We start from the raw sequence: 16,290 nt of genomic DNA, 5'->3' as shown, positions 1-16,290 counted from the left end.
CGCGGTCGGTCAGGCGCGCGTCGTTGCAAGCTGCGTCGGCTCGTTAAAGGAATTGAGGCGAAGCGCGCTCCCCGCGAGCAGCGTGTGGCAGACGTGGGCAGAACAACCTCCTGCCGGCATCACATCCGGCGCATCCAGCGGGCGGCCCATGCTGAACAGGTGCGGTTCGTCGGCCCATTCGGTCTCTTTGCTGATGTGGTGCCAGCCGGGATGGGCGCCGGTGCCGGCGATGTCGAGGTTCTTCACGTCGTTCTCCTGGAGCGGGCCGGATTGGTCAGGCCGTGTACGTGCCGGCGATCAACTGCGCCGCAAGGTGCGCGGCGAGGTAATGGCTGAAGCTGGTTTCGCTTCCGGCCGTGTCGCGGCATTCCGATTGCATGCGGCGGCTGATAGCGCGCGCGAGGCTGGCGTGTTTCTTGAAAAGTGCGGCGCACTTGCTCATGTCGTTCTCCTGTAGCGGGCGCGGGTTGTCAGGCGGCTGCTTCCCGCCAGCAAAAGTCCTCAAACGGCAGCGGCGTTTCCCCCGCCTCGATCAATCCGGCGCAATAGCAGTCGTACGCGGCGAAAATTGCTTCAATGGTCATGCACATGGTTGTTCTCCTGTAGCGGGCTGGGTTGGTCAGGCGATTACCGCGATCGCGGCGTCGATGCGCGCGCGCAGCGCGGCGTGGCGCGGGCCGTTGATGCTCACATGCGAAGGGCATCCGTCGATGCGCCGCTTGGCGATCGTGGAGTAGTCGCCCCGGAACATCCAATACTCGCGCGCGCCGTCGACGACCTTGTATTGCGGTGCGCCGCTGACCGTGCAGACCAAAAATGCGACCATCGTCGTTCTCCTGAAGTGTGAAGTGGGCGGGGTCGGTCAGGCGATCAACGCGGCGTAGAGTTCATCAAACATCTCTTCGGCGTCTGCTGCGTTCTCGATCTCTCGCACGCGATCGTGGTATGCGTGACCCGTCGGAATGTCGAAGCAAATGCCCCCGACCATTCCGATGCGCACCCCCGGCATGTCCGTGCGCGCGACGAAGTAGTCGTCGTTGTTAAACAGGAATTCCGTAATCCGTCCGCGTTGCATCGTCGTTCCCCTTCAAGTCGCGTCGATTGATGACAACGACAGTGTACCCATTGGGTCCCAATAGCACAATGGTTTTTTTATCTTTTTTCTCTTGACCCGAAAACCCATTGGGTACATCATGCGTACTCACCCATCTCATGGAGCGACGCAAAAAAATGGACATCCTCTTCGTCATCTTCATCGTCTGCCTGATCCCCTGCGTAGCCAAATTCGGCGTGCCGGAAGACCATCGTGGCAACTCGATTGGCGCGATCAGCTCGTAACGCGATAGGTGAGCTTTTTCGGGAAGCGAACCAGACTTTTAGGAGCCTCTAATGAACATGGAAAAGAACGCCTATGACGCGCGTACCGGCTCACGTGAGCCGATCGACGTTAATCCTTTTGTCGACTCGCTCGGCATCCTGTATGCGCTTGGCTTCGTTGCTGTTGCAATCGCAGCCTACCGAACAGGGATGCGGCATGTCCTTGGTGTCCTGCCATTGTGGGCGATCGTAGCGACGATTCTCGCGGCCGGTTGTGTGCTGATGCACTGGGCGAAGTGGAGCGAGCCGGTTTTTCTTTGTCCGTTGGCCGTTGTCTGGACCTTTCAAGCGCTCTGGCTAGTGACGGTCGATAGCGTGAACACCATCTACCCGCGGATCGCGTCTGTTACGCCACTCGCCGACCCCGTCATCGTGCAGTGGGCAATAGTGGCTTCAACCATTGGATTCGGCGCAGCAGCCGTATTTGCTCACTTCAAAGTGATTTTAATAAATCGATGTGCAGTCGCCGCACCCGAACAGTCCGAAACCACCGTTCTTGTAACGCGTTCCATCGAGGTCAAACCGTGAACAGCGCCATCACCATCCCGACCGAGATTCGCCACGGTCATCTCTTCTGCGGCCTCGGCGGCGGAGCCAAGGGTTTCAATGAAGGTCATGCGCGCGTCGGCGCGCTCGAGGCCCGCTTCCGGTGCGTCGGCGGTATTGACGTTAATCCTGCAGCGATACGCAATTTTCAGAAGCTTGCAGGCGTGCGGGGAACGGTGTTGGATCTCTTCGATCGGGACCAATACAAAGCATTCCACGGCGTCGAACCGCCTCGGCATTGGCGCGAAGCGATGCCTTCGGACATCGTTCGTGCGATGGGAGGAGAACGCCCGCACATTTGGTTTCTCTCCGCACCGTGCAAAGGATTTAGCGGGCTTCTCGCCGAAAGTAGCAGCAAAACACCGAAATACCAGGCGCTCAACCGTCTCACGCTACGTGGCATCTGGTTGGCTCTTGAAGCGTACGTCAACGATCCGGTCGAGCTGATCGTATTCGAGAACGTCCCCCGCATTACCTCCAGGGGCCGACACCTGCTCGACCAGATTATCGATATGCTGCGCCGCTATGGGTATGCCGTGTCGGAAACGACTCACGACTGCGGTGAACTGGGCGGCCTTGCTCAGTCCCGCAAGCGATTCCTGTTGGTCGCACGACATGTCGAGAAAGTACCGCCGTTTTTGTATGAACCTGAAAAGAAGACCTTGCAGGCGGTCGGCACGCTGCTCGGCAGAATGCCGCTGCCAGGCGATACGGCCGGCGGCCCAATGCACCGCATCCCGTCCCTACAATGGAAAACGTGGGTCCGGCTCGCGTTCGTAGAAGCCGGAAGCGACTGGCGCAGCCTCAATAAGCTTGCCGTCGAAGACGGATATCTTCGCGACTATCTGCTCGTGCCCGAGATGCACAATGGCGCGCTTGGCGTACGTCGCTGGGAGGAGCCGTCGGGTGTAGTTGCTGGTGCGAGTCGACCGATGAACGGATCGTTCTCAGTAGCCGATCCTCGCGCGCCGGCCGACGCGCTCCATTATCGAAACTATGGCGTCGTGGATTGGAATGATTCGAGCGGCGCAATCATTGGCGTCAAATCTCCGGGACAAGGCATGTTCTCGGTTGCGGACCCGCGCGCCGTGCCATCGGCGCGTTGGAACCACGGGCAAAACTACGGCGTGGTTGCATGGAGTGACCCTAGCGGCGCGATTAGCGGACAGCAATGGCCCAATCAAGGTCGGTTCGCTGTCGCAGACCCTCGACACAACGGCACGCCGAAGCACAACAATGAGTTTCACATCGTCCCGTGGAACGGTGCCGCAGGTGCAGTCACGAGTGCGCACGGGACTGGACAATGTGTGCAGGACCCACGCTCCACTACGAGCGTCGAGGGTGCCGAAAAGTACGGCGTGACCTGCTCCGACGAGCCCCGCGGCACTGTCATCGCGCGTAGCGATAGCGGGAAAGGGGCCTACTCGGTCGCCGATCCCAGGCCGCCTGCGGGGCCGCTGTTCAGCAAGTACAAGGTGACAGACTGGGCCGGCCATGCTGGCACCGTCATAGGAGGTGACGATCAGGGCGCCTATGCGGTCGCAGATCCTCGATCAGGCATTCAACGCGAGAAGGGCGACAACTATCTCACCGCGGGCCACTACGGGGTCGTTTCGTGGGATCAGCCGTCAGGCGCTGTATCCTCGGCCGCGTGTCACGATAATGGCCGTTGGTCCGTTGCCGATCCCCGACTACCTGCCGCGAACGAGAAGACCATCGCAGTAATTCGCTCCGTCGACGGGACGTGGCATCGCCCCTTCACGACACTTGAACTCGCGGTTCTCCAAAGCCTCGTCGATCCCGAGGAATATCTAGAATTGGATGGTCTGTCGGATCAAGAGTGGCGCGAGCAAATCGGGAATGCCGTGCCACGACTCGCGGGGAAGGCCATAGCCAGCGTGATGGGAACCACGCTTTTGCAGGCCTGGTCGGGAACCACTAGTTCGGTGAGCAAGCAACCGATATGGGTACGCAACGTGGCTATTGCTCTATCCGTGTCTCAGCCCATGTAAGATTGCGTTTGCTTGGACCCGTTGGGTTCGGCGTGATGACACCAGCAAAGACACGATGCGATGACGATATTTACTGGACCGATTAAAGAGCGGGTGCGCGAGCCGACACCGGAGGAGGTTCGCACCGCGCGTGAGAATGCGGGGCTATCGCCCGATGGCGCCGGCGCACTGGTTTCTGCTGCGGCGCTCCCGCGGCGAACTTGGGAAAAGTGGGAAAAGCCCGAGGGAACCGTCAATTTTCGCAACATGCCGATCGCGACGTGGGAGCTGTTCCTGCTTCTGACAGACCAACATCCGACGCTGAAATTAACAAAGCGCAGAGGTTGACAGACTGTACCCGTTGGGTACATACTTGATTATGCTTTTATTATGTCTCTCTGGAGGCTGAGATGTTCACGATTGCTGAGTTGGAAGCCGCGATCAATCACGTTCTGGCGAAACAGCCTTCGGAGGAATTTTCCATCCCGGCCGATGCCCGACGGCTCGGAAATATCTATGGGGCAATGATCTGGAACCGCGAAGAATCGCGCGCGCTTTCATCGCTTTCTGATGCGGATCGCGAAGTGTTTGAACGTTGGAAAATCATTTAATCAAAGGAGTAAACCAGATGGCTGAAGCAAAGAAAACCGCACCGGCCGGCAAACCGGTCATTCTTTTTCACGGCGACAAAGGCGGAGTGGGCAAGAGCACCGCTTGCGGCCTCTTTCTCGACTGGGCGGTGAAACGTCAGATGCCCGTGTCGCTGGTCGATGGCGATACGCGAAACCCCGACGTGTCGCGGATGTTCGCGGACTCGATGCCGACCCTGCAGGCGAATCTCCGCGTCCACGAAGGCTGGATGGACATGACGGACTTCATGATGGACCAGACAGACAAGGCCATCGTCATTTCGCTTCCGGCCGGCATCGGCGCCGAGCTGCGCAAGGAAGCCGCTCGCTTCTGCCAAACTGTCGAGATGCTCGAGCGTCCTCTCTCGATGTTCTGGATCATCAACCGACTGCCGGACAGCGTGAACCTGCTCAACGAGGCAATGCAGGTTCTCGGTGGCAGTCTCGCGAGCAAGGTCGTTGTCAAGAATCTGTTCTTCGGCGACGAGGAGAAGTTCAGCCGCTGGGATTCGAGCGAGACGAAGAAGCGTTTCGAGAAGTCGGGCGGACTCACTACAGCCATGACTGAACTGCATGAGCGCACGGTCGACAAGCTGTTCTCGGACAACGAAAACATCATGCCGTATTCGCTGGCCGCCGTTCCGGTCAAGGAAGCTGCAACGTCGCCTCACAAGCTGACGCCGAGCGAGAACATGGAACTCGTGACCTGGCTGCACGAGAACCATAAAACGTTCGACAGCCTGCGGCCGCACGTCGGGCTCTGATTCTTCTGACGTTGGAAATGAGTGAGGTGGAGGGAAATGGCACGCCGATACAAACGTGGCGATCCGGTTGTGTATTACGACAACGGTAAAGCAACGCCCTGCTTCTTCGGAGGCAAGATGGGCGCGTATCGCGTGCTGTCCTCAACCCCGGATCTGGAATCCGGGTGGGGAATCCCCCTCGCCTCGGTAGCAGACAGCGTTTTCCCTGCCCCCAACAGGCACGGCTGCTACCCGTTGGAACTTGCCGACAAGCTTGAATATCGGCGCGACCACTCGTTTCAAGTCGCCGTATACTCGCTTCGCATCACGCCCGACAGTTGGATCACTGCAACGGAATACCGCATCGGCTCGAAATTTCGGGCAACGCCACTGACGGCATCGCAGAAATTTCCAACGTTGGAAGCCGCTTTGACTGCGAGCCTTGTTCCTATGCTCCGCGACCTTGGACGGCTGGCGGCAGGCGCACCGAATGGCATTACAGCCGAAGCGTTGAATAGCACTTCGATGAAGTCGGTACAGCGTCACGCGCAGCTCGCGATATATGAACTGCTGCACGCCCTTCCCTCGCCCGTTCGCTCTGATATCATTATGTTACTTATGGGGAGCTCGAACGGGAATGGATAGGGTCGTCTGGCTGGTCTCCGGCAATAAAGGCGGATGCGGAAAATCCGTAATGGCGAAGGCGTTGATTGACTGGTTGCTGAATCAGTCGACACGAATCACTGTGGTTGACGGGGACGTTCGAACGCCCGACGTTAGCGCAGCGTTCGGCAGCGCCCTTCCTACCCGACAGTTTGATCTCCACGACGCCGACGGCTGGCCCCTTTTCTCTGATTTTCTCTGCACGGCCGACGATGATGGCGTGCTTGTGGATGGCCATGTTGTGACCAACCTCCCGGATGGCATCAACGATCGCGCGGTCCTTTTTTTTGAACGCTTCATCCGTCTCGTCCAGGCCTACGGCTTCCAGGTGCGTGTGCTTTTCGTTATGAACACCCTGCCGGACGGTCTCCACTTTTTCGGCCGGCTCGCTCAAACGTTCCCAGACGTCATACCGGTCAAAAATCTCGCGTTCGGCATGGTCCGCGAGTTCACGCATTTCGATGCCGCGTACGGCGCCGATCACGATGACCATGTTCTTCTGTTGCCGGCCATGAATGGCCGAATCATGCAGGTGGTTCGCGAATCAAATCTCTCCTTCGGCGACTTCATCAACCAGGAGGGCGATCAAGAAAGCAACTTCATCTACGCGCGCATTGTTGTATCCGAATGGCGCGCGAACATGCTGGAAGCCCTTGACGACGCCCTATACACATCGTGATCCATGAAACCCATTGACCAAGCCCTTCAAGCGTTGATCCAGCGCGAGCCCACTCCCGAGGAGGTCGCCAAGTTCTACAAGATCAAAGAGATTTGTGGATTCTCGGAACATGACTCGGTGTGGGCAATGCTTCTCGCCTTTGGTCACTTTGAAATCCTGTACGGCGACATTCCCAAGAGCATCACCGAACAGACGCGGCAAGTTCTTGCAGACCACAAACTCGCACTGGAGGCCACAGCCCAAGCTGCGGAACGGGCTGTCAAAGCGAGTCTCATTGAATCGGTCGCAAAGACATCACGCGACATGGCAGACCGTGCGATCGAGGCTGGCAGGATTCTGGCGAATCAAGAGATGCGCCGAAAGTTCATCTTCGCCGTGGTCATTTCGTTTGCCGTCTCGGTCCCTATCCTCGGACTGGTGGCGTGGGGCGCATACAAAGCTGGCCAACATTCTGGCGGGGTTGAAATGGCCGTCGACGCTGCGTGGGTGCAGTCGGCTGAAGGCCGCTCGGCGAGGGCATTTGCGTCGATGAACAATGTACGCGCGATGCTGGATTGCTCGGGATTCCAAACGCGCAAAGACGGTGGTGCGACCTACTGCATCCCGTACGACGACCAGGCGAAACGAAGCTCGGGGTGGCGCATCCGTTAGTCTGACAGCTGAGAAGTATCGGCGCGCGAGCGCCCCGTGCCGGCCGGCCGCCGCGAATAGCGGGGGACTGCGGGGTAAATCTTGACCGCTTCGACCGCAACTCATCATCTGCTTTATTGAAAGGAGTGTTTCAAATGGCACTATTACCCGAGCACTCGAGCGCTCAACTCGTAATGCTGACTGGCAATCTTTGCAGTGCGGCGGAGCTGGCGCTGTATCTCGAGCAGTTCGACTACCAGGAGAATCCGCACGAAGCCGGTCACTGGACGTTGGTGTCTAACGATCCGGGGCACGCCGACTGCTCACTTCGCATTGCGAACGACGGCGAAACGCTCACGATCTACGGCGAAGCCGTTGACCATTTCGCGCGCGTGAATTACCTGATACAGAAGGCGGGGTGGACGGAATGTAGCCTGCTCTCGCGCGATGAAGATGTGGAGGCGAAGATCGCTGGGCGCCTTGTCAGCGTGGGAATCACCAGCGCATCGACCGACGCGATTCCCGCGAGCACGCTCCGGACAAGCGCGGCACCCGAGCCCGAGGTTCCGGCCACTCCACCCGGTCCTGAAAGCGCTTTGCCGCGGGTGGCAGCATCGCCGAACTTGAGTCGGCTTACCGAGAATTCGGAGAAGCACCCGGCTGCCGCGTCGGCCCCGATCGCCGAGCTGCACGAGGAACATGAGCGAATCGAAATTCTAACGATTCGCAACAACGCGCTTGAGGAGAAAGTTGCCGAGCTGGAGAGCGAGAACAGTCGGCTCACCCGGCAATTGAATGATGCGCTCGCCGCGCGTCCGGCACACAGGATCGGGGCGCCGGAACAGGCTTCAGCCTCGACGGCCGGCCATGTCGATGCGCTGGCGCTTCTGGCAGCGATCGAGGATCACGTTTCACAAAGCCTGGATCTGTCAGCGATCCATGGAACGCAGCTCGTGAAGGATCTCCAAAGGCTCGGGTATGTGTTCAAGGTCCGACTCGTGCCGGCGACCGCGTAGCGGTCTATTTGAAAACGTTGCTTCCAACGTCAGAAAAAAGTGATCCCGAGTGCCGAAGAGGACAGTGATGCCACGGCTCACATCGTGGGTCTTTATCGGCGGCTATCCGGCGCATTGATTGCAGTGGACGACGCGTTGGCTGGAAATCGCGTCGTCCATGAAGAAGCCCAGAGCTGCATGAATCGTATCCGCGCGCTTTGCGCGGAACTCGAGCATCTGCTCGAAGTGTGCGATGAAGACCAGGGAAATAGAGAATCCTCGACCTCCAGACGCATTCGGTCCATTGATCGGCAAGTAGTAGCACTGCTTGCGAACGTGCAAGCTCTAATCGAGCGCGGGCACGACATTCGGATTAGTCCACGGTGGGAACGATAAAACTTAGCCGCATGACGGCGCTAACAACGTTCAGCGCGATTGTTGCTTTGGCGGCATGGTCCGGCACTATCGGCGGGCTGATCGCAGCGCCGCTACTGGTATTGGCCTGGCGACACGCACGGTCTAGGCTGGAAGCGTTCGCGGTCTGTCTTGCGTATTACCTTGCGGCCGGGCGCGGCTTGTTCCGTGGCGCAAGCGTGTTCTTCGGCGAAGATAGCGGAATCCCGCCGTGGTTGTCCGGTGCATCCATTTGGATTACCCCCAGCGTGCTGTTGGCTGCTGCGTGGGCACTCGCATGGAGCACGTCGCACCGAGGCGTCCGGCTTGTATGTCTGCTCCTGGTTGTTTCGCTGCCTCCTCTCGGGGTGTTCGGGTGGGCCAATCCGATAACCAGTGCCGGTGCGTTGTTTCCGGGTATGGGATGGGTGGGCCTCGGGCTGACCGTTTCCATCCTTTACGTGCTTGCGCATCACAAGCGCCCCCTTTTCGCTTCCCTCCCCTTCGCGGTGCTTGCACTCACCGTCAATCTCATTTCTGACGCGCCGTCGCCTGGCAAATGGGTCGGCGTGGACACGCATATCGGCTCGGCTCGAGACTCCTTCGGCGAGTTTGACCGGCTGCAGGCGGTCAAGGATGTGTTGGCTCGTTCTCGCCTTCAGCACCCCGACGGAGTGGTGTTTGTACTCCCGGAGCTGGTGGGCGGGGATTGGTCGATGAACCGGATCTGGTGGGATAGCGAAGCAGCCGAACTCACTTCGAGCGGACAGACCGTGCTTATTGGAGCGTACCTTCCGCGCGCCCAAAATCGGCGGTACGTGAACGCGCTTGTCTCGATCGGTGCGGAGCCCGGCCGGGTTCTTGTCGACCGGGTGCCGGTTCCGATCTCAATGTGGCGGCCGTTCGCCAGTACAGGCGCCCTCGCCTACTGGACTTACTCAGGCGTCGCCGATATCGGCGGGAAGCGCATCGCTACGCTCATCTGCTACGAGCAGTTGCTAGTCTGGCCGGCACTGCTTAGCTCCGCGTACTCGCCTGACATCTATGTTGGCTCGGCAAATGATTGGTGGGCGCGTGACACGAGCATTCCGGACATTCAGCGCGAAGTGACCGGCGCGTGGGCTCGTCTGTTTGGAAAACCGTTCGTCTGGGCGCACAACGTATAGCATTTGCCAAACGGGACGCTTTGACGCCGGCCGCGAGCGGACTATCCGAAAGGTGACGGATATTGGCCCGTTCGCGCTTGAAGCCAAGCTGAATGGTGACGTTTTGTGGCCCGCGCCAGGGTACGGTTGCTGATGAAAAAACGCTACGAAAAACTCTTTTGAAATCAATCACTTTCGCCCATCGGTGACGGAATGTGGTCCGGAAAGGATCAAACGAGGGTTTCAAAGTGTGACGCGTCGTGGCCCGAGTTGCGCGACAAAGGTGACGTTTCGTGGCCCAAAAGTCGATTGGGCCCGATTAAATTCCGGCGCTGCTCAAAGTACGGTGACGGCTGATGGCCCCGTCGTGAAACATGCCTGTGTCGGCAGTTCCTTGAGCCATAAGCCCGTGCCTAGGCCGGACGTGGGACTGATTTGAGCGAAAGGTGACTTTTCGTGGCCCAGTTTGAAATTTCCGCCCTGAAAAGTGACGTTTCGTGGCCTACGCGCAGAGTCGGGACAGTAAAGCGACAGGGATGCCTCTGGCATATGTGACGTATTGTGGCCCGCACAATCCTCGTCAAAAAGTGACATGAAGTGGCCCGTATCGAGATGGTGCGCGCGGAATGAAAGGTGACATTTTGTGGTCCAGGCTCCGCAGGCAGAAAGGTGACGTTTCGCGGCCCAAGGATCCACAGGTAGGAAGGTGACGTTTTGTGGCCCGAGAGTCGACAGGCAGAAGGGTGACGTTTTGTGGCCCAGGAGTCCGCGGGTAGAAAGGTGACGCTTTGTGGCCCACGAGCTAGTGGTAGAAAGGTGACGCTTTGTGGCGAGGCGGTAGGGACCACGAGGCGCCGAAATGTGACGTTATATGGTCCTGTTGCGCTACGTCGGGATGAACACGGTACCGGCGTAGTTTCATTGACTGCAAGACCGTGAAAACGTCGATCGTTCAAAGACTTAGGCACGCCTTTGCGTGGGACGCCGCTAACCGATGGTTTGTGGGGTAACGCGGTCTCTATGTCTAGGATGGTCCTTTGTAAAACAGATAGTAAGACCTTTAGTAAAACCTTTTGTAAACGTCTGTGGATAAGTGCTGGAAGCCTTGTCCTGTAAGGCTCGCAGCAGACCTGAAAAGCGCGAAAGGTGACGCAAGGTAGCCTAATGGTGACAGATTGCGGTCCAGCATGTACCGATTGTGGTCTGGATGTGACACATTATGGCCACTATCCACATCGGTGACTTGCGCGATTGGTGTCACCTTTTATAATACGTGACGTTGACTGTCGGCGTCACTCTGCATTGGAGGCCTTGTGAACGGGGAAATGATGGAAGAGAGGTTGGGCACTGTTGACGATGCGCCCCTGGGTTCGGCGGTTCAGATCATCGAAACGTCACCGATTGAGATTTCTGAGCTAGACGGCGAAATTCTCGAAGCCGACGGCCGGGTGAAGGGGACCGTGGCAATGAGCCGCGCGCTGGTGAATGCTCAGCAAGGTCTCTCGTTGAACGAGAAACGGCTGATGATGACAGCGCTGAGAAGTATCGATAGCAAGAAGTCCCCTTATCAGCATGGCAAGAGCGACGGCTACGTTTCCGTCCGTGTGCGTGCAGACGAGTTCGCCGCCGTTGCCGCGCTTTCCCCACGGTCCGGAGAAAAGCAGTCTGCTGCGGCCTACAAGGGTTTGCGCGAAGCTTGCGCCAGCTTGTACGAGCGGAAGCTGACGTACATGGATGGTAAAAAGCTGGTGAAGCTACGATGGGTGTGGAAAGCAACATACCACGACGGAGAGGGTTGGGCGGAAATTTGTTTCTCGCCGGATTTGACACCACATATTTTCCTGCTGAAGAGTCGCTTTGTTTCGTATCAGTTGAAGTTCGCGCAAGGTCTTCAGTCGATCTACTCCTGGCGTTTGCTCGAGTTGTTGATGCGAGAAAAAGATCGCGGAGTCTTGCTCATTACCGTCGATGACTTGCGGCAGACGCTCGAAATTCCGGAAACATACCGTTTCGCTGACATCAAGCGCCGCGTCATTGATATGGCGGTTGATGAGTTGAACAAGAAGGCGGATCTGGTCATCCAGTGGCAGCCAATCAAGCGTGGCAGGGCCGTTCATTCTCTCCGGTTCGAGTTCGCAGAGAATCCCCAAGGGCGCCTCGATGTCTGATCCGTTTCTGACGTTGGAAATGACAGAAAGGTGCGCTTCGGCAGTGACTTAGAAAAATCATTTGACCGAAGCGCGGTGCCCGTATGACAATGATATAAATATATTCTGATAGTATCGTAGTGGTTTGAGGTACTGCTCCGCACGAGGACGCATGGCTGGTCTGGCGTGCCCCTGGTAACCGAAGGATGCAACGATGAAACGTCTTGTAATTCCAGTGCTCTTGGTGCCGTCCGTCGCGATGGCCGGAGTGGTGATGGTCGATGATCCGACGTCGAGCGAAGCGGCGCCGGCACCGTCCGCGTCGATAGCGACCGTGCTCGTAAGCGAGAATCCCGCGCAGGGCCAAGTGGTCGTCGGCGGTCCGAGCGGACCTGCGACGCAGGTTGTATCCGCCCCCGAGCCATCGAAAACGTGGACGGCGCCGGCTGGATCAACGCTGCGCGAGTCGATCCAGAAATGGGCGGACGAGGCCCAATGGCATCTCGTGTGGAACGCGCCGGATGGCCCGGACAAGCAGGTCAATTACCCGATCGTTATCGCATTGCAGTTTCAGGGGGCGTTGGAGAAGGCAGTTGCCGACTGCATCTCGCTTTACGAGAAAGCGCCCAAGCCACTCGCTGTCCTCATTCAGCCCGAACAACGGGCGCTCATCGTCCAACTGAAGAACAAATGACCATGAAAAAGACGCTCATCGTAATTGCGGCCTTCACGGTGCAGATGCTCTCCGGCTGCGACACGTTTCAACACGCATCCCACATCGAAGCTTCGGCCGAGAACGACAAAGCGACCATTGCAGGGCACCTAAACTCCGTGTCGCAACTGCAGACGCATGCTAACGATACCGTCCAGTACCTCTCTAAGCAGTGGGTCAGCTTGACCCCGATTCTCGAGGCGGTTGCAGCTAAAGGTCCGCGTCTTGACTGCGGCACGATGAACATCGTGACAAACGAGCCGGTGTCGGTCTACGAATTCGGCCAGGTGATCACCAAAAAGTGCGGCATTCCGGTCCATGTGACCGACGATGCGATTGCTGCGATCTATAACCCTGATTTGACTGCCGGTCGGACTTTACCGTCGGCCGGGCAGGGATTGACGGCAGGCGCGAATGTGGTGCCTCCACTGGGCCCCAACGCATCATCGACTGTAAAAATCGCTGACGATCACAAGATCGACATCAACTGCCGCGGCTGTGACCTGAACGAAATCATGGACATGGTTGTCTCGCGGCTCGGTGTGTCGTGGCGGCCGGACGACGATCGACACTCGATCAGGATCTATAACATCGATACACAGACGTTTCCTGTCCACCTGATCGCGAGTGGCACCGACGGTAGCGATACGGATATGCGGTCGGAGTTCCAGAGCGGTACTACGCAGGTGAACGGCGTGTCGTCGTCGCAGGCCGGTGGTTCCGGTGCGTCGTCTGGCAGCGGGTCGGGGTCCAGCTCGACAATGCAAACCACTGTCGTTGCGCTCAAGACTTCTCTCTGGAAGGAAATCCAGAGCAACCTGGAAACGATCGCCGGGAAGGGAAACGTGAGTGTTGCGCCGTCAATGGGCAGCGTGACTGTCACGGCTTCCCGTGCACGGCTGGATGCGGCGAAGCGATACATCGACAGCAAGAACAAGCTTTTCGACAAGTTCGTCACGTTCAATGTGCAATTGATTTCCGTGACTTTCACCAACACGGATTCGACGGGCGTGAGTTGGAACGCGCTCTATAAGACACTGACGGGCAAGTATGGAATCAGTGTCGCCAACAGTTTCGCGGCCCCGACGAATGCTATCAACGGTGCGTTTTCGATTCTCAGCACGTCCGGGTCACCGTGGGGTGGTACGCAGGCAATCGTAAGCGCGCTGAACGAGCAGGGTTCGGCCCGGCTACTCAGAAGCACTCAACTGCCGACGATGAACCTGAATGCGGTGGCAACGCAGACCGGCGAGCAGCAGAGCTATCTTGCGAGCACGAGCACCACGCAAACCGCCCAGGTCGGTTCGAGCACAGCCCTGCAGCCGGGAACGATCAACACGGGCTTCAACATCTCGATGTTTCCGTATATTCGAGAGGACAACAAAATACAGCTCCGGATGAACATCAATTTGTCGAGCCTCAAGGGGCAACCGCGTGTGGTGGAGAGTAACGGTTCGAAGGCTGAACTGCCCGACATTTCCCTTCCGCTGAACACGTCGAACACCATTCGCGTGCGACCGGGCGATACGGTGATGCTCGCTGGCCAGGACTACGACGACGAGAACTCGACGCGCGATGGCGCCGGAACGGCCAAGTTCTTCGGATTCGGCGGCGGAGTTAACGTAACGAGAAGCCGCACGATGCTCGTTGTGCTCATTACCCCGGTTCTTGCGGACGACTGATATGGCATCGGTACTGAAAGCGCGCGGTCGCAAGCAAGCAGTGTCGGCGCCGGTTCGATTTGAGGTGCAAGTTGTTGATATCAACAATCGGACCTTTGTATCGAATCTTTTCTGGCAGCCGCTGAGCCACTCCCGGAATTACATGGCGGAAGCACGCATGCTCGGCAAGAAACACGAGTGGGACATCGTGGCCGTGCGGCGAGGAACTCGCGTGCAAGCTGGCTTTGCCCCGAAAAAGTCAGCGGCCCTGAAAGGGATGTATAGCCTCGCGGCGTCGCTTGCGGCGCAGCTGGGCGACTCGTGGCTCGGCGCCTTCGCATTGACCGACGGTCGTTACGTTGTCACGGCGGTCTACGAGCGGATGATCTGCATCGGCTTCGATACCATCTGCAACGCGGAGGAAGCAAAGCGTTTGCTGGCCAACGCCGTGACATTGCATCAGTTTGATGACGACGCGATCTATGCGCCGCCCGAGCTGGAATTCTCTTCGCACTCGCGTGACATCTATCAATTGCTTACGCCGAAATCGGTGCGCAAGGAGCACCGACTCCGGCAACTCACCTTCGGTTTGACCAAACGCGAGCTTGTCATCGCCGCGTCGGCGTTGGTCGTCTTAGGGGGGGGGATCGCAGGCTATGGGTGGTACTCCGAAAAGCAGGCACAAGAGGCAGCGCGGATTGCCGCTCAACGACGGCTCGAGGAGCAGCGACGCCTGGCGGAGTTGAACGCACGGGCAAGGAAGAAGATCGAGATAAAGGAGTTGGCGCATCCATGGGCGTCGACCGCGGGCGCTCTTGACTATGCTGCGGCGTGCGTCGCGGGAGAAGATCAGTTTCCTTTGAGCATCGCAGGGTGGCCACTTACTGAAATCACATGTGCGGGACGCATCGCAACAGCCAAGTACACGCGAGTTGAAGGGTTGACCATTGATCGATTCATAGCGGAGACAGGGGAGTTGTATGGTACTGAGCCTCGCTTTAGCGATGATCTGACGAGCGGTGAAGTATCCGTGAAGCTGGAACCAGCCGCTGCCGGTGATGAGAAATTGAAGCTGCCGGATGACGTTATGCCTCATTTCCATTCGTACTTCGAAGGGTCTGCGATTCCTGTCACCGTTTCAGAAGAAACAGTGAAAGTCGAGACGGAGCCAAGTGTGCCCGGGCAGCCGCCTGCGCCTGCTCCGGTGCCGACGTGGCGCCAGTACAGCTTTAATTATTCGGCTGGCTTGCCGCCCACATATCACTTTGAGCGGATGAAGGGTGCTTTAGCAGGGCTCGAAGGGGTTCGTATCGACAAGATCATAGAAACGGTGGACGCCGCCGCTGGGTCCGTCACGTGGAAAGTTGAGGGGAACATCTATGCGCAAAAGTAACGTGTTTTCGTGTGGGCTAGCCGTTGTGCTGTTCAGCGTTTCATGCGCTTCAACGGCGCAGCAATTGCGCGTCAATACGGCCGGCGATCTGCGTGCCGTCGTTGCCGAAACGGTGATGCTGAAGGCAGAAGCGGCACGAGAGCAAGCCCGGCAGGACCTGAAAGAGAAGTCGGGTGGAGCCGTGAATGGTGCGCTGGGAGCGAGCGCCGAGAGCAACGGCTTGCCTCGAGTGTCTGGCATTTTCGAAGCGCGCGGCCTAGTCACAGCGACGTTTGTGTACCCGAATGGGCAACTGGATCAGGGTGTGGGTGACGTTTTGCCGGGAGGCTACAAGATAGTCGCTATTTCGGCGGGCATGTCGTCGGTCGAGGTGCAAAAGAAAGGGCAGAAGAAGATCACGATCCCGGTCTCGAAGGATAGCGGACTTGCCGCAACCGCCGCACCTAGCGGCGCACAGGCCGGCATGCTTGCACAAGGAGTGCCGATGATGCGGCCACCGGTGATCCCGTCGATCACGCAAGGCGCAACTCGCTAGGGAAACGCTGATCAATGAGCCTGTCGTCCGCATAACGGACGAGGCAGGTTG

Annotated in this window: 19 protein-coding genes; 15 read left to right on the top strand and 4 right to left on the bottom strand. The window is 58.2% G+C overall.

What is annotated here, in order from left to right; all coding sequences use genetic code 11:
* Positions 1-9: 9 nt before the first annotated feature.
* From ACSHSS_RS23000 to ACSHSS_RS22985, 4 genes are all read right to left on the bottom strand, one after another.
* Positions 10-246 (bottom strand): hypothetical protein, encoded by a 237-nt coding sequence (locus ACSHSS_RS23000; protein ID WP_060332437.1) that lies wholly within the window; start codon positions 244-246, stop codon positions 10-12.
* Between the two features lie 28 nt (positions 247-274).
* Positions 275-442, bottom strand: coding sequence for a hypothetical protein (locus ACSHSS_RS22995; RefSeq protein ID WP_445545589.1), 168 nt, complete (start codon positions 440-442; stop codon positions 275-277).
* Between the two features lie 177 nt (positions 443-619).
* Entirely contained in the window at positions 620-826 is a 207-nt protein-coding gene (locus ACSHSS_RS22990) for a hypothetical protein (protein ID WP_445545588.1), read from the bottom strand.
* A gap of 36 nt (positions 827-862) precedes the next feature.
* Positions 863-1,075 carry a hypothetical protein gene (locus tag ACSHSS_RS22985; RefSeq protein ID WP_060332514.1) on the bottom strand — a complete coding sequence of 71 codons (213 nt, stop codon included), beginning with the start codon at positions 1,073-1,075 and terminating at the stop codon, positions 863-865.
* A gap of 314 nt (positions 1,076-1,389) precedes the next feature.
* Here ACSHSS_RS22985 and ACSHSS_RS22980 point away from each other — a divergent pair, with 314 nt between their 5' ends.
* The 15 genes from ACSHSS_RS22980 (at position 1,390) to pilP (ending at position 16,239) form a co-directional block, all read left to right on the top strand.
* Entirely contained in the window at positions 1,390-1,905 is a 516-nt protein-coding gene (locus ACSHSS_RS22980; RefSeq protein ID WP_445545587.1) for a hypothetical protein, read from the top strand.
* Positions 1,902-3,935 (top strand): DNA cytosine methyltransferase, encoded by a 2,034-nt coding sequence (locus ACSHSS_RS22975; RefSeq protein WP_445545586.1) that lies wholly within the window; start codon positions 1,902-1,904, stop codon positions 3,933-3,935. The genes ACSHSS_RS22980 and ACSHSS_RS22975 overlap by 4 nt, the downstream gene beginning before the upstream one ends.
* A gap of 60 nt (positions 3,936-3,995) precedes the next feature.
* Positions 3,996-4,262 carry a hypothetical protein gene (locus ACSHSS_RS22970; protein ID WP_261508015.1) on the top strand — a complete coding sequence of 89 codons (267 nt, stop codon included), beginning with the start codon at positions 3,996-3,998 and terminating at the stop codon, positions 4,260-4,262.
* Between the two features lie 62 nt (positions 4,263-4,324).
* Complete coding sequence (locus ACSHSS_RS22965) at positions 4,325-4,525, top strand: DUF3717 domain-containing protein (protein WP_080437407.1); 201 nt, start codon at positions 4,325-4,327, stop codon at positions 4,523-4,525.
* A 17-nt stretch (positions 4,526-4,542) separates the two neighbouring features.
* The gene (locus ACSHSS_RS22960) at positions 4,543-5,307 is read left to right on the top strand and encodes a hypothetical protein (protein ID WP_445545585.1); all 765 of its coding nucleotides are present in this window, start codon (positions 4,543-4,545) and stop codon (positions 5,305-5,307) included.
* 36 nt (positions 5,308-5,343) lie between these two features.
* Entirely contained in the window at positions 5,344-5,931 is a 588-nt protein-coding gene (locus tag ACSHSS_RS22955; RefSeq protein WP_445545584.1) for a hypothetical protein, read from the top strand.
* On the top strand, positions 5,924-6,628 hold the full coding sequence (locus tag ACSHSS_RS22950; protein WP_445545583.1) for a hypothetical protein: 705 nt from the start codon (positions 5,924-5,926) through the stop codon (positions 6,626-6,628). Before ACSHSS_RS22955 ends, ACSHSS_RS22950 begins: the two co-directional genes overlap by 8 nt.
* 3 nt (positions 6,629-6,631) lie before the next feature.
* Positions 6,632-7,279, top strand: coding sequence for a DUF6753 family protein (locus tag ACSHSS_RS22945; protein WP_445545582.1), 648 nt, complete (start codon positions 6,632-6,634; stop codon positions 7,277-7,279).
* Positions 7,280-7,413: 134 nt separating this feature from the next.
* Entirely contained in the window at positions 7,414-8,274 is an 861-nt protein-coding gene (locus ACSHSS_RS22940; RefSeq protein WP_445545581.1) for a hypothetical protein, read from the top strand.
* A gap of 386 nt (positions 8,275-8,660) precedes the next feature.
* Positions 8,661-9,812: a nitrilase-related carbon-nitrogen hydrolase gene (locus ACSHSS_RS22935; protein WP_445545580.1), complete on the top strand. Its 1,152-nt coding sequence runs from the start codon at positions 8,661-8,663 to the stop codon at positions 9,810-9,812.
* Between the two features lie 1,292 nt (positions 9,813-11,104).
* Positions 11,105-11,959 carry a replication initiation protein gene (locus ACSHSS_RS22930; RefSeq protein WP_261508004.1) on the top strand — a complete coding sequence of 285 codons (855 nt, stop codon included), beginning with the start codon at positions 11,105-11,107 and terminating at the stop codon, positions 11,957-11,959.
* A gap of 193 nt (positions 11,960-12,152) precedes the next feature.
* Entirely contained in the window at positions 12,153-12,632 is a 480-nt protein-coding gene (locus tag ACSHSS_RS22925; RefSeq protein ID WP_445545579.1) for a TcpQ domain-containing protein, read from the top strand.
* A gap of 2 nt (positions 12,633-12,634) precedes the next feature.
* Positions 12,635-14,332 (top strand): PilN family type IVB pilus formation outer membrane protein, encoded by a 1,698-nt coding sequence (pilN, locus tag ACSHSS_RS22920; RefSeq protein WP_261508000.1) that lies wholly within the window; start codon positions 12,635-12,637, stop codon positions 14,330-14,332.
* A gap of 1 nt (position 14,333) precedes the next feature.
* On the top strand, positions 14,334-15,704 hold the full coding sequence (pilO2, locus tag ACSHSS_RS22915; protein WP_445545578.1) for a type 4b pilus protein PilO2: 1,371 nt from the start codon (positions 14,334-14,336) through the stop codon (positions 15,702-15,704).
* A complete protein-coding gene (gene pilP / locus ACSHSS_RS22910; RefSeq protein ID WP_261533057.1) occupies positions 15,691-16,239 on the top strand; it encodes a type IV pilus biogenesis protein PilP in 549 nt (182 codons plus the stop codon). The genes pilO2 and pilP overlap by 14 nt, the downstream gene beginning before the upstream one ends.
* Positions 16,240-16,290 lie beyond the last annotated feature (51 nt).

The sequence above is a fragment of the Burkholderia sp. BC1 genome, from assembly GCF_052683555.1.
The sequence above is the reverse complement of the archived record's forward strand: the minus strand, read 5'-3'. Positions and strand labels throughout refer to the sequence as shown.